Here is a 26,428-nt window from a genome sequence, read left to right as displayed (position 1 = left end):
CGGTGCCCTGACCCGGTGCTTCGGTGTCACAGCTGGCGTACAAGGGGTGACGACGGCTGATTCCCTCCGTATGGTGTCCCCATTCGACCGAATGGGGAGACCTTCGGGGAGGAGGTGCCGGGCCGGATGACCGAGCTGGGCACTGTGCCGCCACCAGCGGCCTCGGAATCCGACGAGCAAGCGCTGCTGCATCGACTTCGAAACGGCGAGGACGCCGCGTTCGGGGAGCTGTTCGAGCTGCACGCCGCCGCCGTCCGGAGACTCGCGCAGAGCCTGGCGTCCGACCGGTCCGAGGCCGAGGACATCACCGCGGAGACGTTCTTCCGCGTGCTGCAGGCCCTGCGCCGCGGCTCCGGTCCCCGGGACTACGTCCGCGCCTACCTGCTCACCGTCGCCCGCCGGGTGTCGTGGGAGTGGCACGGCGCCCGCCGCGACGTCCCGGTCTCCGACGACGAGCTGAACTTCCGCGCCGGCGCCGGGGCGGACACCCACGCCCGCACCGCCGAGCACACGCTGATCACGACGGCGTTCACCAGCCTGCCCGAGCGCTGGCGGACCGTGCTGTGGCAGACCGAGGTCGAGGGCGAGCAGCCCGCCATGGTCGCCACCCACTTCGGGCTGAGCGCCAACGCCACCGCGGCGCTGGCCCGCCGGGCCCGCCAGGGGCTGCGCGCGGCCTACCTGCAGGCCCACCTTTCGGTGAACCGCGGGCCGGACTCGTGCCGCGCGGTCGTCGAGAAGCTCGGCGGGTTCACCGCGGGCAGCGTCACCGGGGCCGAGGCCGAGCGGATCAAGGCGCACCTGCACGGCTGCCCGTCGTGCCGCGCCACCCAGGACGAGCTGCGCGACGTCTGCTCGTCGCTGCGCGCGCACGCCGGCGTGCTGGTGCTGCTGGTGCCGGCCGCGGGCGCCGCGGTCAGCGGCAGCGGCGTGCTGGCCGGGCTCGGCGCCACCGTCAAGGGCGTCCTGGTCGGCTCGAAGGTCAAGATCGGGCTCGCGCTGGCGTCGACCGCGGCCGTGGGGGCCGTCGGCGTCGCCGCCGGGCCGGTGCTGTTCGGCTCGACGCCGGTGCAGGACGTCGGGCTGACCGGCGGCGCGCCGGAGCTCGTGGTCGCGCCGCCGAGCGAGACGCACCAGCAGCCACCACCCCAGCCGCAGCAGGACCCGCGGATCGGCATCGGCGTGCTCAACGGCCGCGGCACCGGGATCACCGTCCCGGGCCGGGCGGCCCGCGGCACCGGGCACCGGCAGCTCGGCGCGAACGAGGTGCCGAGCGTGCCGGGCGGCGGCGACGTCCCGGGCGGCACCACCTCCGGGGACACCGGCAACGGGACCGGCGGGCTCGTCGCCCCGCGCGACGACGAGGAAGCCCCCTCGACGTTCAGCGCGCCCGACCACTCCTCGACGTCGCCGCGGCTCGACACGGAGACGCCGGGCCCGGACCTGACCATCACCGAGTCGAGTGACCCCGACGAGCCGGAGAGCGCCGACGCGCCCGAGCTGTCGCCGACCGACCGCCCGACGGGTTCGCCGACCGTGACGACCAAGCCGGAGCCCTCCGGCGACGACTCCGCGACCGCGGAACCCTCGACCTCGGTGACGCCGACGTCCGGGAAGCCGTGCCCGGGCCGCAGCACCGAAGTCACCGATTCGGGCGAATCGCCGGATTCGATGGCGTTCACGTCGTCGGGCTTCTGAACAGCGGTGATCAACTCCGCGTGGCGGGATGTCCGATTCCGCTCTCGCGCTGGTGCGGCCGCGCAAGGTACCGTTGTGCTGCTCATCTTGCGGGCGGCCCGGGAGGCTACTGAATGAACCGGCTGGTGCGCGGCGAAGACGGCCGCGACTGGGTGGTCCGTGCCCAGATGGAATGGCGGGCCCCGGCCACGGCCGACGACTTCGAGCACGACGTCGCGGGCAGCTACGGCCCCGGTATCGCGATGATCGTCGTGACCGCGCTGCTGGCCGTGATCCTTGTGGTCTGGACGCCTGACCAGGTCAGCGTGCCGGCGTGGGTGCTGCTCGGACTGCTGCTGATCATGCTGTTCTTCCCCCTGCGGTGGATCCTGCGCCGGCCGTGGACGGTCGTCGCGGAGACCGAGGGCGACATGACCGGCGACCGGCCGTCCGAGCGCTGGGTCGGCACCATCCGCGGCATGTTCACCGTGCAGGGCGAGGTCAAGAAGATCTCCAAGACCATCCAGCGGCACTCGCTGCCGGACTTCGACGGGCCGCTGCACCCGGTCGAATAGCCGGTACCGGATTGCGGCCGAAAGGGTGAGACTGAGGGCATGCCCGAGCTACCCGAGGTCGAAGCGCTGGCCCACTTCCTGCGGGAGAACGCGGTCGGCCGGACGATCTTCCGGATCGATGTCGCATCGTTGAGCGTGCTGAAGACGGCCACCCCGCCGTGGACCGACCTGCACGGCCGCGAGATCACGGGCGCGACCCGGCACGGCAAGCACCTCGACGTCGTCGCCGGCGATCTGCACCTGGTCGTCCACCTGGCCCGCGCGGGCTGGCTGCGCTGGTCGGACGGGCTGTCCGCGACCCCGCTCAAGCCGGGTAAGGGCCCGATCTCGCTGCGCGTGCACCTCGAGTCCGCCACCGGGCCGGGTTTCGACCTGACCGAGGCCGGCACGAAGAAGGGCCTCGCGGTGTGGATCGTCAAGGACCCGCAGGAGATCGCGAGCGTCGCCCGCCTCGGCCCGGACGCGCTGGCGCTGGACGCCACGCAGCTGCGGGAGCTGTTCGCCGGGAGGAACACCCGGCTGAAGTGGGCGCTGACCGACCAGTCGCTGCTCGCCGGCATCGGCAACGCCTACTCCGACGAGATCATGCACCGCGCGAAGCTCTCGCCGTACGCCACGATCGGCAAGCTCGACGAAGGCGCGCTGGAGATCCTCGCCGAGGCGATCCGCGAGATCGAGTCCGACGCCGTCGAGCGCTCGGTCGGGCAGAAGGCGGCGCGGCTCAAGGGCGAGAAGCGGTCGGGCCTGCGCGTGCACGCCCGCACCGGGCTGCCGTGCCCGGTCTGCGGCGACACGATCCGCGAGATCTCCTTCGCCGACAAGTCGTTCCAGTACTGCCCGACCTGCCAGACCGGCGGCAAGCCGCTGGCCGACCGCCGGATGTCCCGCCTGCTGAAGTAGCGCCGGCGGCGCGTGACACGTGTGGTCACGGCGTCACGGTCCGGATTCCCCCGTTCGGCCGCACGTGCTGCGCCACCGCGCGTGCGACGTCGGCGGCCCGTCGGCCGGTGCCCGCCGAAAAGGCGTTCTTCCTGGTCATATCCCCGGATGTGGTGGAACAAGACGCCGCGTCCGCGTGTTGCGCACGGTGACCGGGGTGGCCGTTGCCCGACTCTTAGTAGGGTCGTCCCCACCCTCGGTCGTCACGTTTGAACAGAAAGTGGGATCAGGCCTTGCACCCGGTTGGTCGAGCGCAGAGCATGGACGCCGTGTCCGGGTTTCCGCTTGCGCAGATCGTTCCGTGGGGCCTCGCGGTGCTGCTCGGCATCGCGGTGATCGTGCTGCTGTTCAAGCAGCGGAAGCCGGCCAGCGTCGTCGAAGACGCCATGCTGCAGGCGGTCCACCGGATGTCGAAAGCCGCGCCGAACCTCCGCTCGGGCCTGGACGAGGACGCCGCCGACAAGATCACCACCCAGCTGCTGCAGATGCTCGACTGCGTCGCCGTCGGCATCACCGACAGCGAGGGCACGCTGCTGTCGTGGGACGGCGAGGCGAACGAGCACTACGTCGACCTCGTCGACGCGATCAGCGCGGCCATCCGCAAGCACCGCCGGGAGGTCGTCGCGCACGACCGGATGCCCTGCAACCACCGCGGCACCTGCCGGATGAAGACCGCCGTGATCGTGCCGCTGCTGGTGGAGGGCGAGACCGAGGCGGCGCTGATCGTCGTCGGCCGGACCCGCGGGCGGCTGGTGCAGATGGCCGACGCCGTCGCGCAGTTCGTCTGCACGCAGTTCGAGCTGTCCCGGCTCGACGAGTCGAAGCAGCAGCTGCAGCAGGCCGAGATCAAGGCGCTGCGCGCGCAGATCTCGCCGCACTTCGTCTACAACGCGCTGAACACCATCTCCGCGCTGATCCGCACGGACCCCGAAGAGGCGCGAGAGCTGCTCCAGGACTTCGCCGACTTCACGCGCTACTCGTTCCGTTCGTCGGGCATGTTCACCTCGCTCGCCGAGGAGCTGCGCAACATCGACCGCTACCTGACCATCGAGAACGCCCGCTTCGGCGGCCGGCTCGAGGTGCGGATGAAGATCGCGCCCGAGGTGCTCAGCGTGGTCGTGCCGTTCCTGATCATCCAGCCGCTGGTCGAGAACGCGGTCAAGCACGGCCTGGCCAGCAAGCCCAGCGGCGGCTGCGTCACAGTGATCGCGCAGGACTACGGCACCGAGGCGCTGATCAGCGTCGAGGACGACGGCATCGGCATGGACCCGCGGCGGCTGAAGGACGTCAAGAACGCGCACAGCGCCGGCGCCCACGTCGGGCTCGGCAACATCAGCCAGCGGATGCAGCAGGTGTTCGGCAGCGACTACGCGGTGATGGTCGAGACGGCGCCCGGCGCCGGCATGAAGGTGACGCTGCGGGTGCCGAAGTTCGTCCCCGGCGTCCGCCCGAACATGCCGGACTACAGCTCCGACAACGACAGCGCCGACGTCCCGTCGCAGGGCGTTCCGGCGCAGCTCAACGGCGCCGAGGCGAACGGCGTCAACGGCACCCGGTCCGGCATCCTCCCCATGGGCTGAATCCGGCTAGCCTGGCCTTATGAGCGTTACGGACAAGCTGGCTTCGCGGATCCCGGGTCTGGCCGACCGGGTCGAGCGCAAGGACGTCGTGGCCGTGGTGAAGCTGCACGGGGTGATCACGCCGTCGCCGTCACCGCTGGCCAGGGGCGCGATCAACCTCAACGCGGTCGAGTCCGCGCTGACCCGGGCGTTCGGCCACGAGCGGCTCAAGGCCGTCGCGCTGCTGATCAACTCGCCGGGCGGCGCGCCGACGCAGTCCGGCCTGGTCGCCGAGCGGATCCGGCAGCTGGCCGACGAGAAGGGCGTGCCGGTCCTGGCGTTCTGCGAGGACGTCGCCGCTTCCGGCGGCTACTGGCTGGCCTGCGCGGCCGACGAGATCTACGCGCACCGGACGTCGATGGTCGGCTCGATCGGCGTGATCAGCGGCGGCTTCGGCTTCACCGGGCTGCTGGAGCGCTTCGGCATCGAGCGCCGGCTGCACACAGCGGGCGCGAACAAGTCGCGCCTCGACCCGTTCTCGCCGGAGAAGCCCGAAGACGTCGAGTGGCTGAAGAAGATGCACACCCAGCTCCACGACCTGTTCGTCAGCTGGGTGAAGGACCGCCGCGGCGACCGGCTGACCGACACCGAAGACCTCTTCACCGGCGATGTCTGGCTCGGCGCGAAGGCCGTCGAGCTGGGCTTGATCGACGGCCTCGGCAGCCTCCGCCAGATCATCACCGAGCGCTACCCGGAAGCCGACATCTCGGTCGCCGAACCGAAGCGGCCCCTGCTGGCCCGCCTCGGCATCGGCGCCCCGGCCGCCGCATCCGCGGTGCTCGACGCCGTGACCCAGAAGGCCGCCTGGTCCCGCTTCGGTCTCTGACCCCTTCCCTCGACGGTCCTCCGGCCGTCGAGGTCTGGTCTCCTAAGTGAATCGGCGCTAGGCTATGTGAATCAGCGCTAGGGGACCGGACCGCAAAGGAGCGGCGGATGCACCTCACGCAGACCCTTCACCAGGCCGTGCAGCAAGGGCCGGATCGGCCGATGACCGAGTTCGGCGACCGGGTCCGGACCGTCGGCGAGGTCGCCGGGCGGGTCGCCCGGTTCGCCGGGGCGCTCAAGGAGCTCGGCGTCGGCGCCGGTGACCGCGTCGGGATCCTCGCCCTCAACTCCGACCGCTACCACGAGTACCTCCTGGCGACGCCGTGGGCGAACGCCGTGCTCAATCCGATCAACATCCGCTGGAGCCCGGCGGAGATCGCCTACTCGCTCGCCGAATCCGACACGCGCGTGCTGCTCGTCGTCGACGCCTTCGTCCCGATGGTGCCGAAGCTGCGCGAAGCCGGCGTGACCACCGTCGTCCACATCGGCGAGACGCCGACGCCGGACGGGATGCTGGGGTACGAGGACCTCGTCGCCGGCGCCGATCCGGTGGACGACGCGCGCCGCGGGGGTGACGACCTGCTCGGCGTCTACTACACCGGCGGCACCACGGGCACGCCCAAGGGCGTCATGCTCAGCCACCGCAACCTGCTGACGTCGGCACTGGGCAGCCTCGCCACCGGCCGGTTCCTCACCGCCCGCGGCAAGCTGCTGCACGCCGCGCCGATGTTCCACCTGGCCGACGGCGCGGCCTGGGCGGCCGGGCAGCTCGTCGGCGCCACGCACGTGATCGTCCCGATGTTCACCCCGGACGGCGTGCTCGAGGCGATCAGCGGCCGGGGCGTCACGGACACGCTGCTGGTGCCGACGATGATCCAGCTGCTCGTCGACCACCCGGACGTCGCGAAGCACGACCTGACGTCGATGAAGCACGTCGTCTACGGCGCTTCGCCGATCTCCGAAGCCGTGCTCGACCGCGCCCGGAAAACCTTCCCCGGCGCGGGTTTCGTGCAGGCGTACGGCATGACGGAGCTTTCGCCGGTCGCGACGCTGCTGTCCGCCGAGGACCACGACGACCCGGCGCTGCGCCGGGCCGCCGGCCGGGCCGCGCCGCACGCCGAGGTCCGGATCGTCGACGTCGACGACGTCGAGGTGCCGCGCGGCGGTGTCGGCGAGATCGTCTGCCGCGGCGACCACGTGATGCTCGGCTACTGGAACCGGCCGGAGGAGACGGCGACCGCGTTGCGCGGCGGCTGGATGCACACCGGCGACGGCGGCTACATGGACGAGCGCGGCTACGTCTTCGTCGTCGACCGGATCAAGGACATGATCGTGTCCGGCGGCGAGAACGTGTACTCGGCCGAGGTGGAGAACGCGCTCGCGAAGCACCCGTCCGTCGCCGCGTGCGCGGTGATCGGCGTGCCGGACGAGCGGTGGGGCGAGCGGGTGCATGCCGTCGTCGTGCTGCTCGACGGCCGGGAGGCGACCGGCGACGAGCTGCGCGACTTCTGCCGCGAGGCGATCGCGGGCTACAAGGTGCCGCGCACGTTCGAGTTCACCGACGCCCTGCCGATGTCCGGCGCGGGCAAGATCCTCAAGCGCGAGCTGCGCAAGCGGCATTGGACCGACGGCGACCGCGGGGTCCACTGAGTTGTCCGCACCCGCCCGCGGCACCCGGCCGCGCAACCGCCGCGCGCTGATCGTGGCCGCGGCCGCCGAGCTGTTCGTCCGCCGCGGCTACCCGCACGTCGCGATGGGCGACATCGCCGACGCCGTCGCGATCGGCCCGTCCGCGCTGTACCGGCACTTCCGCGGCAAGCAGGAGCTGCTCGCCGCGGTGGTCGAAGACGCGCTGACCGCGCTCGCCGCCACCGATTTCGCCGGACTGGCGACCAGTGTGCTCGACCGGCGCGACGTCGGGGTCCTGTGGCAACGCGAGTCCCGGCACCTCGACCCGGCCGAACGCCACCGCGTCGGCGCACCACTGCGGCGGGTAGCGCGGCAGCTCGCCGGGCACCTGCGGGACCGGCGCCCGGAGCTGACCGCCGACCAGGCCGGGCTGCTGGCCTGGGCGGCGCTCGCGGTGCTGGTCAGCGTCTCCTTCCAGCGCGTCGAGCTGCCGCGCCCGGCCTACGACGAGCTGATGACGTCGCTGGCCGGCGCGGTAGCCGCCGTCCGGCTCCCGGATCTGGGCGAACGAGCACCTGAACCAGCCGTCGAGCCTGCGTCCCGGCGTGAGCTGCTGCTGACGACCGCGGCCCGGCTCTTCGCCGAGCGCGGCTTCCACAGCGTGGCCATCGAGGAGGTCGGCGCGGCGGCCGGGATCGCCGGGCCGAGCGTGTACCACCACTTCGAGAGCAAGGCCGAGCTGCTGATGACGGCCCTGCGCACCGGCGCCGACGCGCTCGGCCAGGGCCTGCGGACGGCGCCGTTGCCTGCCCTGCTGCGGTCGTACGCCGGGTACTCGCTGGCCCACCACGACGTCGTCGACCTGCTGATCACCGAGGTCGGGCTGCTGCCGGAACCCGAGCGGCACGAGCTGCGCCGCACCCAGCGCGAGTACGTCGAGGCCTGGGTCCGGCTGCTGCGCGACGTCCACCCGGACCTGGCACGCGTGCGCGTCCAGGCTGCGCTTACGGTGGTCAACGACGTCGCCCGGACGCCGCACCTACGCGCGTTGCCGGGAGCCGAGGACGCCGTCCACGCCATCGGGTCGGCTTTGCTTGGACTGTCCGTTTCGGGTACTTCGGGGCAGACTTTGTGACCTGTATCACTCTTGCTTCGTAACCGTGTATAGCGATCACTCCGCTCGGAGAGGTCTCCTCGTCACGGGCTTTGTTGTGACCCGCAACAAATCCGGTTCGACGAGGAGGTCGTCCCCGATGCCCCACCTCTCCCGCACCTCGACACGGTTGGCCCTCGGCGCCCTGGCCGGCGCCGCGCTCATCGCCATCCCGCTCACATTGCCCGCGTCGGCGTCCATCCCGCCGCCGGAATCCGGCTGGACGACGGTGTTCGCCGACGACTTCACCGGCGGCTCCGGCGCCTTGCCGTCGGGCTCGAACTGGATCATCGACACCGGCCACGCCTGCCCCGGCGGCCCCGGCAACTGGGGCACCGGCGAGATCCAGAACTACACGTCGAGCACGTCCAACCTCGCGCTCGACGGCTCCGGCAACCTCCGCATCACGCCGTTGCGCGACGGCGCGGGCAACTGGACGTCGGCGCGGATCGAAACCCAGCGCACCGACTTCAAGCCGCCGGCGGGCGGGGTGATGCGGATCGAGAGCCGCATCCAGATGCCGAACGTCACCGGCGCCGCCGCGCTCGGCTACTGGCCGGCCTTCTGGGCGCTCGGCGGGCCCTACCGCGGCAACTGGTGGAACTGGCCCGCCATCGGCGAGTTCGACATCATGGAGAACGTCAACGGGATCAACTCCGTCTGGGGCGTCATGCACTGCGGCGTCAACCCCGGCGGCCCGTGCAACGAGACCACCGGCATCGTCAACAACCGGGCCTGTCCGGGCGCGACCTGCCAGGCCGGGTTCCACACCTACCGCTTCGAATGGGACGCCAGCGTCAGCCCGCAGGTGTTCCGCTGGTTCGTCGACGGGCAGCAGTTCCACTCGGTCAGCCAGAACCAGGTCGACGCCACGACCTGGGCCAACATGACCGGCCACGCCGGCTACTTCGTGCTGCTGAACGTCGCGATCGGCGGCGCGTTCCCCAACAACAACTCCGGCACCACGACGCCGGGCGCGGGGATCGTGCCGGGGCACCCGATGGTCGTCGACTACGTCACCGTGAGCACCCGCGGCTCCGGCGGGGGCGGCACGACCACCCCGACGACACCGCCGACCACGACCACGACGCCACCGGGCGGTGGCGGCAGCGCGTACAGCACCATCCAGGCCGAGTCGTACACCCAGCAGAACGGCCTGGCCAAGCAGACGACCACCGACACCGGCGGCGGCCAGAACATCGGCCCGGCGGGCAACGGCGACTGGGCGCTCTACCCGAGCGTTGATTTCGGGAACAGCGCGGCGACGAACTTCCAGGCGCGTGTGGCGTCCGGTGCCGCGAACGGGGTCAGCGGATTGGTGGAAGTCCGGCTGGACAGCTTGTCCAACGCGCCGATCGGGAGCTTCGCTGTCGGTAGCACGGGCGGCTGGCAGACCTGGCGGACGGTGCCGGCGAACACCAGCGCCGTGACGGGCGTGCACAACGTGTATCTGACGTTCACGAGCGGCCAGCCCGCCGACTTCGTGAACCTCAACTGGTTCACCTTCGTGCATTGAGACGAGGGACCCGCGGGCGGCGCTGCCGTCCGCGGGCCCCCACTTCAGGCGGACGGGGGCTGGACATTGCACTCGGCAATGGGCAGGATGCGTTTCACTGTGAGTGCTCACGATGACACCCGGAAGCTCGTGGTCCTGGCTGTGGACGACGAGCCTCGAGGTCTGGACGAACTCGTCCATTGCCTGCGCAACAGCCCGAACGTGGCGAAGGTGTTCCCGGCGATCGACGCGTCGGAGGCACTGAGGCTGCTGTCGACCGACGACCCGAGGCTGCGCGAGCGCAAGGAGCGCGGCCTGCCGATCGTCGACGCCGTCTTCGCGGACATCGACATGCCTGGGTTGTCCGGGATGGAGATGTCGCGGGTGTTCGCCGCGCTCCGGCCCTCGCCCGCGCTGGTGTTCGTCACCGGGCACGCCGAGGAGGCCGTCAACGCCTTCGACCTCGGCGCCCTCGACTACGTGCTCAAGCCGTACCAGCAGGACCGCCTCGACCGCGCGATCACGCGCGTCATCGAAAAGCTGGCCTCGGCCGCGGCGCCCGCTCCCGGTGCCGTCGGCGGCGAGCCCGGTGTGAAGAACGACGACGAGGTCATCCCGGTCGAGCTGGCCGGCACCACCAAGCTCATCCCGCGCTCCTCGGTCCGCTGGGTCGAGGCCCAGGGCGACTACGCGCGGTTGTTCACCACCGAAGGCAGCCACCTGGTCCGCATCCCGCTGGCGCAGCTCGAGGAGCGCTGGGAGAAAGCCGGGTTCGTCCGGATCCACCGGTCGTTCCTGGTCGCGCTGCCGCTCATCACCGAGCTGCGGATGGGCCAGGGCGGCTACCAGGTCGTGATCGGCAACGAGGAGAAGGTGCTGCCGGTCAGCCGGCGGCACACCCGCGCCCTGAAGGACCGGCTGGTCGGTTCGGGCCGGAACGGCTGAGCCGGGACCGGTCATGACCGAAGACTTCTACGACCGCCGCGCGAACGGCGTGCGCGAGCCCGATCCGACGCTCGGCCGGCGCCCGCAGCGGCCGCTGCCGCAGCCGACCGAGCAGGCCGTCGTCGAGCCGTTGCCACCCGCGCCGGACGAGCCGGCGAAGCACGAGCAGCACGCGAAACCCAAGCGCGAACGCGTGATCCTCAGCGACCCGAAGCGCGGCGCCGGCACCCTGCGGGCCCGCGTCGAGCTGGAGGAACAGACCAGCTGGGGGAAGCTGCTCGTCCGGGACCACCTGGTGAAGGTGCAGCTGCGGACGGCGTTGCTGCTGTCCCTGCTGGTCGTCGTGGTGTTCGGCTCGCTGCCGGTGCTGTTCTACCTGCTCCCCGGGTTCTCCCGGCTGAGCCTGGCCGGTATCCCGGTGGCGTGGCTGATCCTCGGCGTGCTGCCGTTCCCGTTCCTGTTCGGCGTCGGCCTCTGGTACAACCGGCTGGCCGAACGCAACGAGCGCGCCTTCGTGGACATGATCGAAAACTAGTTTCGCGCCTCCCCGTGCGAGGATTCCTCCGTGCAGCTGAACCCGTGGGCGTTGACCGGCATCGTGCTGGTCGCCGTGGTGACGTTCTACCTCGGTCACCGCTCTTCGCGGTCCGCCACGAGCACGCACGACTTCCTGGTCGCGCGGCGCACCGTGCGGTCGCGGCGCAACGCCGCCGCCATCTCCGGTGAGTACCTGTCCGCGGCGTCGTTCCTCGGCATCGCCGGCATCGTGCTCAAGGAAGGCGCCGACGCGCTGTGGTTCCCGATCGGCTTCACCGCCGGTTACCTCGCGCTGATGCTCTTCGTCGCCGCGCCGCTGCGGCGCTCCGGCGCGTACACGCTGCCGGACTTCCTCGAGATGCGGCTCGGCTCGATCGGCCTGCGCCGGTTCTCCACGGCGTTCGTCGTGTTCATCGGGATCCTCTACATGGTCCCGCAGCTGCAGGGCGCCGGGCTGACGCTCGCGACGATCCTGCCGGTGCCGGCCTGGGCGGGCGCGGTCGTGGTGATGGTCCTGGTGGCGTTCAACGTGATCGCCGGCGGGATGCGCGCGATCACCGTCGTCCAGGCGTTCCAGTACTGGCTCAAGCTGTTCGCGATCTCGGTGCCCGCGTTCGTGCTGTGCATGGTGTTCTTCTCCGGCGGTGGCCCGGACGGCTTCCGCCCGCTCGGCACGGCCGCCCCGCCGGTGTTCACCACCGACACCACAGTGGACGTCCAGACCGACGTCACCCTGCACGTCACCTCGGACACGTTCCTCTACGCGTATGGCTTCGCGGACAACGGCCCGGCCGCCGGGCCGACGCACTGGACCCCGCTGGCCCCGCACACGGTCGCCGAAGGCACCAAGCTGAAGTTCCTGGCCGGCACGCCGGTGCCGGTGGTCACCGACGCCGTCGCCGACAACGGGAACTGGCTGCACCCGGGGTCGGGCAGCCTGACCGACCTGCTCCAGACGTACTCGCTGATGTTCGCGACGTTCCTCGGCACCATGGGCCTGCCGCACGTGCTGGTCCGCTTCTACACCAACCCCGACGGCAAGGCCGCGCGCCGGACCACCGTGCACGTCCTGCTGCTGCTCGGCCTGTTCTACCTGTTCCCGACGCTGCTGGGCGCGCTGTCCCGGATGTACGTGCCGGAGCTGCTGGTCACCGGCAAGACGGACGCGGCGATCCTGCGGCTGCCCTCGGCGATGCTGCCGGGTATCGGCGGCCAGATCCTCGGCGCGGTCACCGCGGCCGGCGCGTTCGCGGCGTTCCTGTCCAGCACGTCCGGGCTGCTGGTGAGCGTGGCCGGCGTGGTGTCGACGGACCTGCTGCCCGGCCGGGTGCGCGACTTCCGCGTGGCGACCGTGCTGGTCGCGCTGTTCCCGGTCGCGCTGGCCGTCGCGTTGCGGCCGGAGGACATCTCGCTGTCGGTGGGGATGACGTTCGCGCTCGCGGCGTCGACGTTCAGCCCGTTGCTGGTGCTGGGCATCTGGTGGCGCAAGCTGTCCTGGCCCGGCGCGCTGGCCGGGATGTTCGTCGGCGGCGGCCTGGTGCTGGCCGCGCTGGTCGTCAACATCGTGAGCGGCTACACCGGGGGCTGGGCGCCGTGGTTCGCCACCCAGCCGGCGCTGATCACCGTGCCGGTCGCGTTCGTCACGACGTACCTCGTCAGCCGCGTCACGGGCTACGGCCGCCCGGACCACGTGCACGACATCATGCTGCGCCTACACGCTCCGGACCCGCTCGGCTTCATGCACGACCGCGCTGTCGCCCGATTCGGTCAAGCCGAGGAGAAGACCCGGGTCGCCGGTCGGGGACGGCACCGCAAGTAATTCGCTGACTCGCCGTGAGAACGCATTACCCGTTCGAGTGATCACCCGTGCGCTAAACGGACATCCCGCACGAATCTCAAGCGGATTTTCTACACAAGGTCAAGCGCCCGATTGGGGGCTTACCAACCACGCCGTTAACTCTTTACGGTCCGTTGGCTTCAAACAGTACGGACAGTACGGAAAAACGGGAAAGGTGGAGATCTTCTGTGAGCAGCACCGAGGAAGACGTCGGTGGCGCGGAGTCGCAGACCGAGTGGGAGAGGATCCAGGAAAGCCCCGAGTTCACCGGCCTGCGCCGGAGGTTGCGCGTCTTCGTGTTCCCGATGACGGCGTTGTTCCTGCTCTGGTACCTGCTCTACGTCCTGCTCGCCGACTACGCGCACGGGTTCATGAGCACCAGATTGTTCGGCAACATCACCGTCGGGCTGGTCTTCGGCCTGCTGCAGTTCGTGTCGACGTTCGTCATCACGGGGCTGTACGTGCGCTACGCCAACCGGAAGCTCGACCCGGTGGCCGACGAGATCCGCGCGAGCATCGAAGGAGACCCCGGCCGATGAACCTCGCCGCGGGCGTGGAGGGTTCCAACTCCACCCTCAACATCATCATCTTCCTGGTCTTCGTCGCGATCACGCTGGTGATCGTGTTCCGGGCCAGCCGCAACTCCAAGACGGCGTCCGACTACTACGCCGCCGGGCGAGCGTTCACCGGCCCGCAGAACGGCATCGCGATTTCCGGTGACTATCTTTCGGCGGCGTCGTTCCTCGGCATCGCGGGCGCGATCGCGGTCAACGGCTACGACGGCTTCCTCTATTCGATCGGCTTCCTGGTCGCCTGGCTCGTCGCGCTGCTGCTGGTCGCGGAACTGCTGCGCAACACCGGCAAGTTCACGATGGGCGACGTGCTCGCGTTCCGGATGAAACAACGTCCGGTGCGCGCCGCTGCGGCCGTCTCGACGCTGGCGGTTTCGTTCTTCTACCTGCTCGCGCAGATGGCGGGCGCGGGTGGTCTGGTCAACCTGCTGCTCGGCATCGACAGCGAGCTCGGGCAGGACCTGGTGATCGCCGTGGTCGGCGTGATCATGATCCTGTACGTCTTGATCGGCGGCATGAAGGGCACCACCTGGGTGCAGATCATCAAGGCCGCGCTGCTGATCGTCGGCGCGTTCGCGATGACGCTGTGGGTGCTGGGGAAGTACGGCTTCAACCTGTCCGACCTGTTCCAGGCCGCCGTCGACAAGGGCGGCAAGGGCGGCGCTGCGCTGCTCGACCCGGGCAAGCAGTACGGCAAGACCGGCACGACCAAGCTGGACTTCCTGTCGCTCGGCGTCGCGCTGGTGCTGGGCACCGCCGGCCTGCCGCACGTCTTGATGCGCTTCTACACGGTCCCCACGGCCAAGGACGCGCGGCGCTCGGTGGTCTGGGCCATCGTGCTGATCGGCATCTTCTACCTGTTCACGCTGGTGCTGGGCTACGGCGCCGGCGCGCTCGTCGGGCCGGAGAAGATCGCGAAGGCCCCGGGCACGACGAACTCCGCGGCGCCGCTGCTGGCGCTGGAGCTGGGCGGCCCGGTGCTGCTCGGGTTCATCTCCGCCGTCGCGTTCGCCACGATCCTCGCGGTGGTGGCGGGCCTGACGATCACGGCGTCGGCGTCCTTCGCGCACGACGTCTACGCCAGCGTGGTGAAGCGGGGCAAGCCGTCGCCGGGGTCGGAGGTGCGCGTCGCGCGGATCACCGCGCTGGTGATCGGCGCGGTCGCGATCGTCGGTGGCATCCTGGCGAAGACGCAGAACGTCGCGTTCCTCGTGGCGCTGGCGTTCGCGGTGGCGGCGTCGGCGAACCTGCCGACGATCCTCTACTCGCTGTTCTGGAAGCGGTTCAACACCCAGGGCGCGCTGTGGTCGATCTACGGCGGCCTGCTGGTGACGATCGTGCTGATCGTGTTCTCGCCGGCGGTCTCCGGGAAGCCGGTGGACGCCAAGACGGGCAAGAGCGCGTCGATGATCCAGGGCGTCGACTTCCACTGGTTCCCGCTCGACAACCCGGGGCTGTTCTCGATCCCGATCGCGTTCTTCCTCGGCTGGCTGGGCACGGTCCTGTCGAAGGAACACAACAAGAAGAAGTACGCCGAGATGGAGGTCCGGGCCTTGACGGGCGCGGGCGCCGAAAAGGCCGTCTCGCACTAGCTCCACGTCACGAAGGGGGCCTTCCGCGCGTGTCTGCGGAAGGCCCCCTTCGCCGTGTCGACCCCCCAATCACGCGTGTCGGCTTCCCAATCACGCGAGATCCGGGTTCCGTCATCCGGATCCGGCCGCGCTTTCCGGCACGAACGGCCCGTTCGCGCCTCTTCCGTCGCGAACGGACCGTTCGTACGCACACCTCACACGCGGGCAACGCCCTGACATGGCAGCATGGTCAACGTGGTGAGCCCCGCTGAACTGCCGACCGCCGAGGTCCGCGACCTGCCCCAAGACGGTCTTGTGCTGCTTGACGTCCGCGAGGACGACGAGTGGGCCGCCGGGCACGCGCCCGGCGCCGTGCACATCCCGATGGGGGAGCTCCCGGCCCGCGTCGGCGAGCTGACCGACCTGCCCGACGACCAGCCGATCCACGTGATCTGCCGTAGCGGCGGCCGGTCCGCCCGCGCGACAGCGTGGCTGAACCAGAGCGGCTGGGACGCGGTGAACGTCGCCGGCGGCATGGGCGCGTGGCACCGCGAAGGGCGGCCGATGGTCGGCGAGCACCCCGGCATCGATCCCGAAGTGATCTAGCCTTGCACCCGGGTCAGCCTCCGGCTGGACAGCCGTACCCACCCGGGTACTGGCCGCGCCCGGCCGTGCCGCCGCCGAACCCGCAGCAGCTGCAGGGCCGCGCGCTGGCCGCGCACCCGGAGCCGTACCCGTACCACCGCCGTCCGGTCCACCGGCCGAAGCTGCGCTGGGTGGCCACCCCGCCGCCCGGCGCCTGGCCGCGTCGGCGGGCGGTGGCCCCCGAGCGCTACTACGGCCCGCCGTCCTACCCGGTGCCGCCGCGCTGGGGCTTCCCGAACCTGGTCTGGCGTCGGCCGACGTCGGTCCCGGGCACGGCCTCCGACGCCGTCCGCCCGATCGACCGCGTGCGCGTGCTCAGCCGCAGCCTCGTCGGCATCCTCTTCGCGTTCGCCGTGCTCACGGTGGTCGCCGCCGGCGCCGAGGTCTGGCGGTACGTGCTGCTCGTCCAGGGCCGCGACTCCGCGCTGACCCGCTCGGTCGTCGCGTTCTCCGACGGGTTCGTGCTCACCGCGGGCCTGCTCGCCTCGATCCTCGCGCTCTTGCCGGCGGGGCTGTCCGTCTGGTGGCTGCTGGTCGCCCGGCACGCGGCCGCGGACGCCTCGGGCGACGACCCGCCGCGCCCGGTGTGGCAGGTACTGGTCGGCATCCTGGTGCCGATCGCGAACCTGCCCATGGCGCTGTCGATCGTCGGCGAGCTGGAGCACGCGGTGCTGGGCCGCGCGCGTGACGTCCGGCCGAAGCCGTCCCGCCAGGTGCTCGTCTGGTGGGGTGCCTGGCTGCTGAACTGGATCATGCTGGGCGTGACGATCGTCTGGCGCTTCCGCACCGACGTGCAGTCGATGGCGGACAGCGTCGTCCTGGTCGCGCTGACCGACCTCGCGGCGGCCGCGCTCGCGGTCGTGACGGCGCTGGTCGTGCGGCGGTTCACGGCGTTGCTGGCGCCGTCGGACGCGATGGGCGTGCGCGAGCTGCGCGTGCTGAAGGTCGACGGCGCGCCCGAGCCCGAGCTGCGGACCAAGCGCCCGGCCGGCGCGGCGCGCTAGTAGGTCCCGAAGACCGGCTCCAGCTGGTCGAAGGCCTGTTCGGCGAGGGGCCACACGGCGTCGGCGATCTGCTTCGCTGGCTCGTCTTCGAGCGTCCGGTCGAAGACCTCCTGGAAGAGCACCCGCAGCACGGTCGCGAGGTGCGCGGCGGCCAGCACCGGCTCGAGCTCCCGCTCGGGGTGCCGGCCGATCAGGAGGTGCGTGAGCGCCTCCTCGCGCTCGCGGTGCATCTCGTGCAGCGCGTTCGTCAGGACCTGGCTCTCCTTGATCATCCGCGCGAACCCCCGGCCCGAGAAGCCGACGAGCGCGTGTTCGGCGCCCAGGGCCTCGAAGTAGACCTCGCGCGTGTCGTGGAAGGCGCTGTCGTGGATCAGTGACGTGGGCCAGGCCGCGAAGTCCGCGCGGATGTCGAAGACCAGGTCCTCCTTGCGCGGGAAGTGGTTCGTCACGGTCATCTTGGCCACCCGCGCCTCGGCGGCGATCTCCGCGATCGTCACGTCCTCGAAGCCGTTCCGGATGAACAGGCCGGTCGCGACGTCGGAGATGTTCCTCCTGGTCTCGTGCTTCTTCTGGGCCCGGAGTCCCTCGCTCATGCCGTCACTCTACTGGGTCGGACCCAAACTTGTGCTTGACCCATCGAGTGGGTTCGACCTAATCTGAGGTCGGACCTAATGAACGGGGGTGGGCATGACCACGGCAGTCCGGCCGGACAAAGCGCTCTGGCGGCTCGGCGGTGTGCTGATCATGGGCGCGGTGCTGTCGATCCTCGACGCCACGATCGTGACCGTCGGGATCGACTCGATCGCCCGTGACCTCGGCAGCTCGCTGACGACCGTGCAGTGGGTCGCCAGCGCGTACCTGCTGGCGGCTTCGGCGGCGATCCCGCTGTCGGGCTGGCTGACCGACCGGTTCGGTGGCCGCGCGGTCTGGTTGACCGCGGTCGCGCTCTTCACGGCGGGCACGCTGCTGTGCGGCTTCGCGTGGTCGGCACCCGCGCTGATCGGATTTCGGGTGCTCCACGGCCTGGGCGGCGGCCTGATGCAGCCGGTCGGCCAGGCGGTGTTCGCGCAGGAAGCGGGCCTGGCGCTGGGTCGCATGATCGGCGTGATCACCCTGCCGGCCACGGTCGCCCCGGCGCTCGGCCCGATGGTCGGCGGCGCCCTCGTCGCCGGCTTCGGCTGGCGCTGGATGTTCTTCGGCATCGTCCCGCTGGGCGTGGCGACGTTCGTGTGCGCCCGCCGCCTGCTCCCGGCGCCGGAACCGGGTGGCGTGCGCGAACCACTCGACGTCCGGGGGATCGCGCTGCTGTCCCCGGGTCTGGGCGCGTTCGTGTACGGCCTGGCCGAAGGCGTCATCGTGGCCGCGGTCGCCGGAGCGGCGTTGCTGCTGGCGTACGGCGTCCACGCGGCCCGTGCCCGATCGGCGGTGCTGGACCTGAAGTTGTTCCGGGACAAGGGTTTCGCGGTCGCCAGCGCGAGCACGTTCCTGCTGGGCGCGTCGCTGTACAGCTCGATGTTGCTGCTCCCGCTGTACTACCAGCAGGTAGAGCGCGCGAGCGCGTTGCAGGCGGGCCTGCTCCTGGCTCCCCAAGCGGTGGGTTCGGCAGTGGTGCTGCTCATGGGTGGCCGGCTCCTCGCGCGCTTCGGTCCCCGCACGATGATGCTGGCCGGGATCACGTTGTCCCTGCTGGGCACGATCGCGTTCACGCAGCTGGGTTCGTCTCCCGGCGGCGTCCTGCTGACCGTGTCGCTCCTGATCCGCGGTGCGGGCCTGGGCGCGGCGACAACTCCAGGCATGACCACGCTTTACGGTTCCCTGGAGCGATCCCGCATCCCCCGAGCGGCGAGCGCGTTCAACGTGGTCAACCGCATCGGTGGCTCCCTGGGCGCCGCGCTCCTGGCGGCGATCCTCCACCACGAACTGGCCGGAACCGCCGCCCCCACGGCGTTCGGCACCACCTTCACGTGGGCCTTGGCGTTGTCGGCCTTGACCCTCATCCCCGCAGCGTTCTTCCCGAAGTCCCCGAGTCCGAAGAGGAGCCTGGCATGACCTTCCGCCTCCTGAGCGTCCACGCCCACCCGGACGACGAGTCCAGCAAAGGCGCGGCAACTCTCGCCCGCTACGCCACCGAAGGCGTCGACGTCCTGGTGGCAACGTGCACCGGCGGCGAACGCGGCGACGTCCTCAACCCGGCCCTCGACACCCCCGAAATCCGCGCCGACCTCCCGGCCATCCGCCGCCGGGAAATGGCCGTGGCGGCCGAGATCCTGGGCGTCCGCCAGCAGTTCCTGGGCCACACGGACTCCGGCCTCCCGGCCGAAGGCGAGTCACCACCCGAAGGCTCGTTCGCTGCCCTCCCCCTCGAAGAGGCGGCCGCCCCGCTGGTCGCACTGATCCGGGAGTTCCGCCCGCACGTGGTGATCACGTACGACGAAACGGGCGGTTACCCCCACCCGGACCACATCCGCACCCACGAGGTGACGATCGAGGCATTCACCGCGGCCGCCGACCCCACCCGCTACCCCGGCACCGGTGACCCGTGGCGACCGCAAAAGCTGTACTACCAAGCAACCCTGAGCCGAGCGTGGTTCGAGGCCATCCACAAGGCCACCCTCACCGCCGGCCTCGCATCGGCCATGGGCCCGGTCCTGGACGAACTACCACCCGAAGACAAGCTGCCGATCACCACCCAAATCCGCTGCGAGACGCACTTCGCAACCCGAGACCGTGCGCTCCTGGCCCACACCACCCAGGTGGACCCGGCGCACCCGTTCTTCAGCCACTCCCGCGACATCGAGCGAGAGGCCTGGCCCTTCGAGGACTACCACCGAGCCCACCCAGCGCCGGGCCCCGACCTGGAGACAGACCTGTTCGCGGGACTCACCCCATGACCCGCCACCCACGCCCCACCTGCCGTGGCGCACCCACCCCCACCACGGCGACTGTCCACGCAGGCCGGAGGTTCCTGCAGCCGAGCCACTACGTTCGCCACGCGGTCCTCCCAGCCCGCGACGACGACCGCCCACACAGACCGCGGCTCACGCCCCGACCGTGGGACCACCGCAGCAGTCCAGCCATCGGCCGGACCGGCAACACGAGCACCACCGCGGGCCCCCGGGCCCGCGCAAGCTGCGGCTCTCCCGGCGCCGGCCCCACGTCCGCAGCTCAGGCCGTGACCCGCAACTCCCGCAACCCGCGGATTACGAACTCCGGCCGTCGCGGCGGTGTCTCCACCAGCCGCAGCCCCGGCAACTTCTCCGTCAACGCGGTCAGCGCCGCCGCGATCTCCACCCGAGCGAGAGGAGCGCCCACGCAGTAGTGAATCCCCATGCCGAAGCCGAGGTGCGCGTTCGGTGTCCGGCCGATGTCCAGGCGGTCCGGCTCCTCGAACACCTTCGGATCGCGGGCCGCGGCGCCCAGCAGCGCGCCGATCTTCTGGCCGCGCTCCACCACGAAGCCGGAGATCGAGACGTCCTCGCTCGCCGTCCGCTCGAACAGCTGCAGGGGCGCGTCGAACCGGATCAGCTCCTCGACGCACGGATCGAGCAGCGATGGCGTCTCCAACAGCCGATCCCACTGGTCGCGATGCGTGAGGAGGGCCGTGATGCCGTTGCCGAGCACGTTGACCGTCGCCTCGTGACCGGCCATCAGCAGCAGCACCGCCGTGGCGACCAGCTCGTCGGGCGTCAGCTCACTGCGCAGGAGGTCACTGATGATGTCGTCACCGGGCGCGGCGGCCCGGGAAGCCGCGACCGAGCGGACGTACGAGACGAACTCGCCGGCGGCCTGCTCGGCGGCGTCGCGGCCCTCTTCGGGCAGGTCGTACTCGTACATCTTCACGATCGCGTTGGACAGCTGCACCATCCGCGGTCCGTCGGTGCCCGGGACGCCGAGCAGCTCGGCGATCACCGCGACCGGCAGCGGCTGGGCGAGGTGCTCCAGCAGATCCGCGCTGCCGTCGGTGGCGATGGCCGCGGCCAGGTCGTCGACCATCTTGGCGGCGAGCGTCGAGACCATCGGGCGCAGGCGCTGCACGTGGCCGCGGCCGAACGCGCCCGCGATCAGGCGGCGCAGCCGGGTGTGGGCCGGCGGCTCGTTCTCCAGCAGCGAGTTGCGGTGCAGCAGGTTGAACGAGGCAAACCGTTCGAGTGGCTGGGCGTCCTGCCAGATCCGGCCCAGCCCGCGGTGGCGCAATACGGCCGACGACGCGGCGTGCGACACCGTCAACGCCAGGCCGAGCTCCTCGTGGAAATGGACGTCGCCCTGTGCGCGGAGGGCGGCGAAGGCGGGGTACGGGTCTTCGAGGAAGTCAGGATCGCGGGGGTCGAACACGTCGCGAGACTAACCCTTCGATAGCGTTCCAGGCCGAGCCAGAGGAGGCAGCCGTGGGCAAGGGCGCGCGCAAGAAGGGTCCCAAGCAGGCGTCGGACCGCAAGCCGAAGGTGCGCGACGTCTTCGTCGGGCAGCCGTTCGAAGGGCTGGCGGCGGAGCCCGAGCTGATCGCGCTGCGTGAGTTCGTGCCGTCCGCGACGGCCAAGCTCACCCTCGCCGACGGCGGGGACGTCACCATCGCCACCGTGCTGCCGATGGCCGCGGCCGCGTTCGTCCGTTCCGACGGTGAGCGCTACCTCGGCCTGCAGGTGCAGACCCGGTCCTCCGACATCAGCCGCGACCTCGGCCGCTCGCTGAAGTGGCTGCTGGACGCCAAGGAGGGCGACGTCCTCGGCGTGCCGGACACCACCACCCCACCGGAGGCTGACGAGCACGCCCGGCTGCAGGACCTGCTGACCCCGGGCGCCGAGCTCGACGTCACGCTGCACAGCGACTTCGCGTGGTGGCTGCCCGAGGACGCGGACGCCACCGGTGACGTCGCGGTGTCCCTCGAGCGCGCCAACGCCGCGATCATGCCGACCGAGCGGCTCGGCTTCGGCGCCTACTGGGTGCTCGCCGGCGAGAAGGCGCACCTGCGCTGGGTCCGGCCCGAGCCGGAGAACCTGCTGCTCCAGGCCCTGGCGCGGTTGTCCGCGGCCGGCGAACTGGGCCTCGGCGAGGGCTCGCGCTACGCGGGCTCGTTCCGGGCGCACGGCCTGCTCGTCCCGGTCTGGGACCTCGACTCCGAGGCCCACGCCCGCGAGTGGGCGGACGCGAAGGACGCCCTGGGTGCCCGTCTCGACACGGCGCTCAAGTCCCTCGACGCCGAGCCGCTGAACGCCGCCGAGCGGCGGGCGCGTGACGGCCTGATCGGCCGTCAGCTCACCCTGCGCTGACCGAGCCACGACAGCTGAACGACGAAGGGCCGTCCCACACGGGGCGGCCCTTCGTCATCCGGCACCGGACTGCCGGTGTCACCGGGTGCTCTTCCACGCGCTCGATGAGCGTTCAACCAGGCATTATGTGGCGCACGAGACACCGCCGCCGGATCGCGCTGGTGGGACCATTCTCGGCGTGATACTCCACATCTGCGGGGCGGCCGACTGGGCCGAGGCCGTCGAAGGCGGTGAATACCGGGCGCCGTCGCTGGATGACGTCGGGTTCATCCACTGCTCCGACTTCGGTACGGCGCACCTGCCGGCCAACGCGCTCTACCAGGGCCGTACCGACCTGGTGCTGCTCGAGATCGACCCGGCGAAGCTGGGCGTCCCGGTCCGCTGGGAGGACGGCGAGCCGCCGCATCCGGCCGGGGTCTGGTTCCCGCACGTGTACGGCCCGATCCCGCGTGCCGCCGTCGTGGATGTCCACGAGTTCACCGAAGTGGCGGACGGCGGCTTCCGGCTGCCGGAGTCGCTCGCGCTCCGCTGACGCGGAGCACGTCAGAGCGTCTCCGGATTCGTGCGGGGACGCGAGCAACCTGAGGGGGTTGTGATGCGTGTTGGGGAGGAAGGTGACTCGGCTTCTGGCTACCCGACCCCGATGGGAGGCGATACGGTGACCGCTGCGGCACCCGTCTTCACCGGGGGAGATACCTGGGTGACCAGCGCAGGCCGAGGGAGGGCCGCGACGTTGCCGGGTGAGCTCGCCGACTTCGGGGACTTCGTGCAGGCCGTGCTGCCGGGGTTGCTGCGCTACGGCCACGCGCTGACCGGCAACCCGCACGACGCGGCGGACCTGGTCCAGACCGTGCTCGAGAAGATGGGTTCACGCTGGACCTACGTGCACGAGAAGACCGGCGACCCGCTGGCCTACGTGCGCCGCTCGATGGCGAACGCGCACGTCAGCCGCTGGCGCCGGACGCGCCGCGAAAACCTGGTGGCCGACCTGCCGGACACCGATCCGCACGTCCCGGACGACCCGTTCGAGCACGAGCCGCTGTGGCGCGCGTTACGAACGCTGCCGCCGCGGCAACGCGCCGTGATGGTGCTGCGTTACTACGAAGGTCTCTCGGAAGCGGAGATCGCCGGTGCGCTCGGTGTCACGCAGGGCACCGTCAAGAGCCAGGCCAGCAAGGCGATCGCGTCGCTGCGGATGAAACTGAAGGCGGCCGACGGCGAAGGCGAAGGCGAAGGGAGTGACGCGGGTTGAACATCTCCGAGGACGAACTGGAGCAGCGCCTGCGCGCCCTGTTCGCCGATGAGCGGCTCGACTTGCCCCCGCCACCCGACGCCGGCACGGTCATCGTCGCCGGTGCGCGCCGTCGTCGTCACCGTCGTCAAGGCGCGCTGACCGCGGTCGGCGTCGCGGCCGCCGTGGTGTTCGTCGCCGGGGGGCTCACCGTGGTGCGGCTCCACACGGACGAAGGCACCGCGGTGATGTCCGCCGACGGCGCCCCGATCAGCGTCAAACCGCCGGAGAACCTCACGCCCGGCCGGCAGCCCCAGCCGCCGGCTCCCGCGCCGACCAGCACGCAGGACATCGACGTCTCCCCGCCGGCGGGGTCATCGCCCTCGCGGACGGTGCGGCCGCCGTCGGCCCAGCCGCCGTCGAAGCTCCCGGCCGTCCTGAGCGGCCCACTGCTCGCCTCGGACGGCTTCGGCACCCTCAAACTGGGGATGTCCGAGGCCGAGCTGACGGCCCAGGGGGTCACGTTCAGCGACGAGCAGGCCGGCGCGAGCTGTTCCACGTACACGGCACAGGGCAGCGGAGTGCCGGCTGCGGCGACCGTCGTCATCTCGAAGGCCGTCGGGCTCACCGTCGTCACGCCGGAACAGGCGGCGCACACCGCCGAGGGCGTCGGCGCCGGGTCCACGAAGGAGCAGGTGCTCGCCACCTACCCCGAGGCCAAACCGGAGCCGGGCGGCATCGTCGCTCCGGCCCGCAGCACGTCGGAGTACCACTTCCGGCTCGACGACACCGGGGTCGTGCAGACCAGTCTGATGAGCCTCAACCAGGACTGCGCCGGCTGACCGGCGCCGCACACGGAAAACCCGGGCTGTCCACAGGGGGAGAGCCCGGGTTTTCGCGTTCTTCGTGGTGGGAAGTCAGTGAGCGCTGTCAGAGCGCCCCGCCGGCCACCGGCGGCATCTGCGCGTCCGCGCCGGCGTCGCCGACGGACTCGCGGTGCAGGTGCGCCTCGACCTCGAACAGGTTGCCGTTCGCGCGCTTGACGATCGTCAGCAGCGTGTTCATCTGCGAGATCTCTTCGACCTGCTCCTTGAGGAACCACTGCGTGAACTGCTCGCTGATGTAGTCCTCTTCGTCGCGCGCCGCCTTGGCCATCGTGGAGATGTCGGTGGCGACCTCCTTCTCCTGCTCGAGCGCGAGCTCGATGAGCTCGGTGACGCCGGAGAAGTCGTTGCGCACCTCCCCGGTGCCGGGGATGTCGACGTGGTGGTCGCGGTCGAGCATGAACTGCACGAGCGCCATCGCGTGGTTGCGCTCTTCGACCGACTGCTTGTAGAAGTGCTTCGCCAGCTGCGGCAGGTCCTCGGCGTCGAACCACACCGCGAGCGCGATGTACTGCTGGGACGCGTTGAACTCGTTGTGGATCTGCGCCTGCAGCAGTTCGTAGAACTTGGAGCGCGGTTCTTTCTTGTTGATGAGGGCCATGCCGCTTACGGTACGTCAGAATGCGATTTAATGCCACTTCAGAGTGGTGATCTACCCCCTATTAGGCTACCATTCCTAAAGAAAGACGAACCTAATTTTGGTAAGCCTTCCCTAAATTGTCGACGCCGTTTAGGGAAGGCTTATTTTCATTCACAGAGGGTCGCGGCGCACCGGGCACGACATGCAGCGCGGGCCACCCCGGCCGGAGCCCAGCTCGGACCCGGCGATCGGCAGCACCTCGATGCCGGCCGCCTCGAGACGTTCGTTCGTCTCGACGTTCCGCTCGTAGCCGACGACCACGCCCGGCGCCAGGGCCAGCGTGTTGTTGCCGTCGTCCCACTGCTCGCGCTCGGCCGTGACCGGGTCCAGGCCGGTGTCGATGACGCGCAGCCGGTCGATCTCCATCGCCTCGGCCGCGGCCGCCAGGAACGGCGTCGGGCCGGCCACCTTGACGCCGCCGTCGCCGGTCGGGCGGATGGTGAACGCCGTCAGCGAGTCGCGGGCCAGCGGGTACATCACCACCGCGTCGGCGTCGACCATCGTGCACACCGTGTCCAGGTGCATGGTCGCGCGGGACTGCTCGATCGGCACGGCCAGCACGGTGTGCGCGATGCCGTCGGCGAACACCGAGCGGGCCAGCGACTCGGCGCCGGCCGCGGTCGTGCGCTCGCCGACGCCGATGGCGAGCACGCCCGGCGCCAGCAGCATGACGTCGCCGCCCTCGATCGGCGCCGAATGCGCGCCGTACGCGCGGGCGGCGTGCCGGAAGTACGGGTGGTAGGCGTAGATCAGGTCCAGCACGGCAGTTTCGCGACGCCGCGCGGGCATGGTCAGCGACGAAATCGCCACCCGGTCGGCGATCCACGCCGACGAGTCGCGCGTGAACAGCAGGTTCGGCAGCGGGTCGACGGCGAAGTCGTGCGGGTGGTTCATCATCCGCACCAGGGACGCGCCTTCGGCCGACGGCAGCTCCTCGAACGTCATCCCGGCCATCAGCACCTCGGCGAGGCCGGCCGCGTCGACGCCCGAAAGGTGCGACCGCAGCGAGTCGGCCAGGTCGCCGCCGAGACGCCGGTCGTCGACCGCCGCGTGGACGCCCGACGCGTGCGCGCGGGTGTCCTCGAGGGCCGTGCGGAGCGCGTCGGCCAGCAGCAGGACTTCGACGTCGCGGCCGCGCAGCACGTCGGCGAACGCGTCGTGCTCCGCCTGGGCCCGGTCGACCCAGGGGATTGAGTCGAACAGGAGCTGGTCGTTGTTGCGGGGCGTCAGCCTTTTGAGCTCGTTGCCGGGCCGGTGCAGCAGCACCGCGCGCAGAGGTCCGACTTCGCTGTCCACCCGGGGAGGTGTCGTTTCGTCGATCACCCCCCGACTCTATCCATCCATGCCCCCGCCACCACCCTCAACCGAGACGCTTCGCGCCAC

General features: G+C 70.7%; 25 protein-coding genes. 21 read left to right on the top strand and 4 right to left on the bottom strand.

Annotated features, from left to right (window positions below; genetic code table 11):
* Positions 1-126: 126 nt before the first annotated feature.
* The 15 genes from ACLJQZ_RS07285 to ACLJQZ_RS07215 all read left to right on the top strand — a co-directional run bounded on the left by ACLJQZ_RS07285 (position 127) and on the right by ACLJQZ_RS07215 (position 17,023).
* Entirely contained in the window at positions 127-1,698 is a 1,572-nt protein-coding gene (locus tag ACLJQZ_RS07285; protein ID WP_410619295.1) for a sigma-70 family RNA polymerase sigma factor, read from the top strand.
* A gap of 113 nt (positions 1,699-1,811) precedes the next feature.
* On the top strand, positions 1,812-2,252 hold the full coding sequence (locus ACLJQZ_RS07280; RefSeq protein WP_410619294.1) for a DUF983 domain-containing protein: 441 nt from the start codon (positions 1,812-1,814) through the stop codon (positions 2,250-2,252).
* Positions 2,253-2,291: 39 nt separating this feature from the next.
* Positions 2,292-3,152, top strand: a complete 861-nt coding sequence (locus ACLJQZ_RS07275; protein ID WP_410619293.1) for an Fpg/Nei family DNA glycosylase — start codon at positions 2,292-2,294, stop codon at positions 3,150-3,152.
* A gap of 299 nt (positions 3,153-3,451) precedes the next feature.
* Positions 3,452-4,771, top strand: a complete 1,320-nt coding sequence (locus ACLJQZ_RS07270; protein WP_247059804.1) for a histidine kinase — start codon at positions 3,452-3,454, stop codon at positions 4,769-4,771.
* A 19-nt stretch (positions 4,772-4,790) separates the two neighbouring features.
* Positions 4,791-5,636 (top strand): S49 family peptidase, encoded by an 846-nt coding sequence (locus tag ACLJQZ_RS07265; RefSeq protein WP_247059805.1) that lies wholly within the window; start codon positions 4,791-4,793, stop codon positions 5,634-5,636.
* A 107-nt stretch (positions 5,637-5,743) separates the two neighbouring features.
* Positions 5,744-7,285: a long-chain-fatty-acid--CoA ligase gene (locus ACLJQZ_RS07260; protein ID WP_410619292.1), complete on the top strand. Its 1,542-nt coding sequence runs from the start codon at positions 5,744-5,746 to the stop codon at positions 7,283-7,285.
* Between the two features lies 1 nt (position 7,286).
* Complete coding sequence (locus ACLJQZ_RS07255) at positions 7,287-8,399, top strand: TetR/AcrR family transcriptional regulator (protein WP_410619291.1); 1,113 nt, start codon at positions 7,287-7,289, stop codon at positions 8,397-8,399.
* 118 nt (positions 8,400-8,517) lie between these two features.
* The gene (locus ACLJQZ_RS07250; RefSeq protein WP_410619290.1) at positions 8,518-9,933 is read left to right on the top strand and encodes a carbohydrate-binding protein; all 1,416 of its coding nucleotides are present in this window, start codon (positions 8,518-8,520) and stop codon (positions 9,931-9,933) included.
* Between the two features lie 87 nt (positions 9,934-10,020).
* A complete protein-coding gene (locus ACLJQZ_RS07245; RefSeq protein WP_410619289.1) occupies positions 10,021-10,857 on the top strand; it encodes a LytR/AlgR family response regulator transcription factor in 837 nt (278 codons plus the stop codon).
* A gap of 13 nt (positions 10,858-10,870) precedes the next feature.
* Positions 10,871-11,392 carry a hypothetical protein gene (locus ACLJQZ_RS07240; protein ID WP_326945537.1) on the top strand — a complete coding sequence of 174 codons (522 nt, stop codon included), beginning with the start codon at positions 10,871-10,873 and terminating at the stop codon, positions 11,390-11,392.
* A 30-nt stretch (positions 11,393-11,422) separates the two neighbouring features.
* Positions 11,423-13,213, top strand: coding sequence for a cation acetate symporter (locus tag ACLJQZ_RS07235; protein WP_410619288.1), 1,791 nt, complete (start codon positions 11,423-11,425; stop codon positions 13,211-13,213).
* A 206-nt stretch (positions 13,214-13,419) separates the two neighbouring features.
* Positions 13,420-13,770 carry a DUF485 domain-containing protein gene (locus ACLJQZ_RS07230; protein ID WP_410619287.1) on the top strand — a complete coding sequence of 117 codons (351 nt, stop codon included), beginning with the start codon at positions 13,420-13,422 and terminating at the stop codon, positions 13,768-13,770.
* Positions 13,767-15,395, top strand: coding sequence for a cation acetate symporter (locus ACLJQZ_RS07225; RefSeq protein WP_410619286.1), 1,629 nt, complete (start codon positions 13,767-13,769; stop codon positions 15,393-15,395). The genes ACLJQZ_RS07230 and ACLJQZ_RS07225 overlap by 4 nt, the downstream gene beginning before the upstream one ends.
* Positions 15,396-15,620: 225 nt before the next feature.
* Entirely contained in the window at positions 15,621-15,980 is a 360-nt protein-coding gene (locus ACLJQZ_RS07220) for a rhodanese-like domain-containing protein (protein ID WP_323325508.1), read from the top strand.
* A gap of 2 nt (positions 15,981-15,982) precedes the next feature.
* Positions 15,983-17,023: a DUF4328 domain-containing protein gene (locus ACLJQZ_RS07215; protein WP_247059819.1), complete on the top strand. Its 1,041-nt coding sequence runs from the start codon at positions 15,983-15,985 to the stop codon at positions 17,021-17,023.
* On the opposite strand, the gene ACLJQZ_RS07210 is transcribed toward ACLJQZ_RS07215, so the two are convergent.
* Positions 17,020-17,616: a TetR/AcrR family transcriptional regulator gene (locus ACLJQZ_RS07210; RefSeq protein ID WP_410619285.1), complete on the bottom strand. Its 597-nt coding sequence runs from the start codon at positions 17,614-17,616 to the stop codon at positions 17,020-17,022. The genes ACLJQZ_RS07215 and ACLJQZ_RS07210 overlap by 4 nt on opposite strands.
* 94 nt (positions 17,617-17,710) lie before the next feature.
* Between ACLJQZ_RS07210 and ACLJQZ_RS07205 the strand changes: the two genes are divergently transcribed.
* Positions 17,711-19,072, top strand: coding sequence for a DHA2 family efflux MFS transporter permease subunit (locus ACLJQZ_RS07205; RefSeq protein WP_410619284.1), 1,362 nt, complete (start codon positions 17,711-17,713; stop codon positions 19,070-19,072).
* Positions 19,069-19,914: a mycothiol conjugate amidase Mca gene (gene mca, locus ACLJQZ_RS07200; RefSeq protein ID WP_410619283.1), complete on the top strand. Its 846-nt coding sequence runs from the start codon at positions 19,069-19,071 to the stop codon at positions 19,912-19,914. Before ACLJQZ_RS07205 ends, mca begins: the two co-directional genes overlap by 4 nt.
* A gap of 274 nt (positions 19,915-20,188) precedes the next feature.
* Here mca and ACLJQZ_RS07195 read toward each other — a convergent pair whose 3' ends face one another.
* Positions 20,189-21,355, bottom strand: coding sequence for a cytochrome P450 (locus ACLJQZ_RS07195; protein WP_410619282.1), 1,167 nt, complete (start codon positions 21,353-21,355; stop codon positions 20,189-20,191).
* A 53-nt stretch (positions 21,356-21,408) separates the two neighbouring features.
* Between ACLJQZ_RS07195 and ACLJQZ_RS07190 the strand changes: the two genes are divergently transcribed.
* The 4 genes from ACLJQZ_RS07190 (at position 21,409) to ACLJQZ_RS07175 (ending at position 24,363) form a co-directional block, all read left to right on the top strand.
* Positions 21,409-22,290, top strand: a complete 882-nt coding sequence (locus ACLJQZ_RS07190; RefSeq protein WP_410619281.1) for a DUF5926 family protein — start codon at positions 21,409-21,411, stop codon at positions 22,288-22,290.
* A gap of 178 nt (positions 22,291-22,468) precedes the next feature.
* The gene (locus ACLJQZ_RS07185) at positions 22,469-22,822 is read left to right on the top strand and encodes a DUF952 domain-containing protein (RefSeq protein WP_247059826.1); all 354 of its coding nucleotides are present in this window, start codon (positions 22,469-22,471) and stop codon (positions 22,820-22,822) included.
* 201 nt (positions 22,823-23,023) lie between these two features.
* Positions 23,024-23,542 (top strand): SigE family RNA polymerase sigma factor, encoded by a 519-nt coding sequence (locus ACLJQZ_RS07180; protein WP_410619557.1) that lies wholly within the window; start codon positions 23,024-23,026, stop codon positions 23,540-23,542.
* Positions 23,539-24,363, top strand: a complete 825-nt coding sequence (locus ACLJQZ_RS07175; RefSeq protein ID WP_410619280.1) for a hypothetical protein — start codon at positions 23,539-23,541, stop codon at positions 24,361-24,363. The genes ACLJQZ_RS07180 and ACLJQZ_RS07175 overlap by 4 nt, the downstream gene beginning before the upstream one ends.
* An 88-nt stretch (positions 24,364-24,451) precedes the next feature.
* Here the strand turns inward: ACLJQZ_RS07175 and ACLJQZ_RS07170 are convergent, their stop codons facing one another.
* The gene (locus tag ACLJQZ_RS07170; RefSeq protein WP_410619279.1) at positions 24,452-25,006 is read right to left on the bottom strand and encodes a ferritin; all 555 of its coding nucleotides are present in this window, start codon (positions 25,004-25,006) and stop codon (positions 24,452-24,454) included.
* 150 nt (positions 25,007-25,156) lie between these two features.
* Positions 25,157-26,341 carry an arginine deiminase gene (locus ACLJQZ_RS07165; protein ID WP_410619556.1) on the bottom strand — a complete coding sequence of 395 codons (1,185 nt, stop codon included), beginning with the start codon at positions 26,339-26,341 and terminating at the stop codon, positions 25,157-25,159.
* Positions 26,342-26,428 lie beyond the last annotated feature (87 nt).

It is taken from the genome of Amycolatopsis sp. cmx-8-4 (assembly GCF_046548675.1).
Taxonomy (GTDB): Bacteria; Actinomycetota; Actinomycetes; order Mycobacteriales; family Pseudonocardiaceae; genus Amycolatopsis.
Note: the sequence above shows the minus strand (reverse complement) of the source record. Positions and strands in the feature narration are given on the sequence as shown.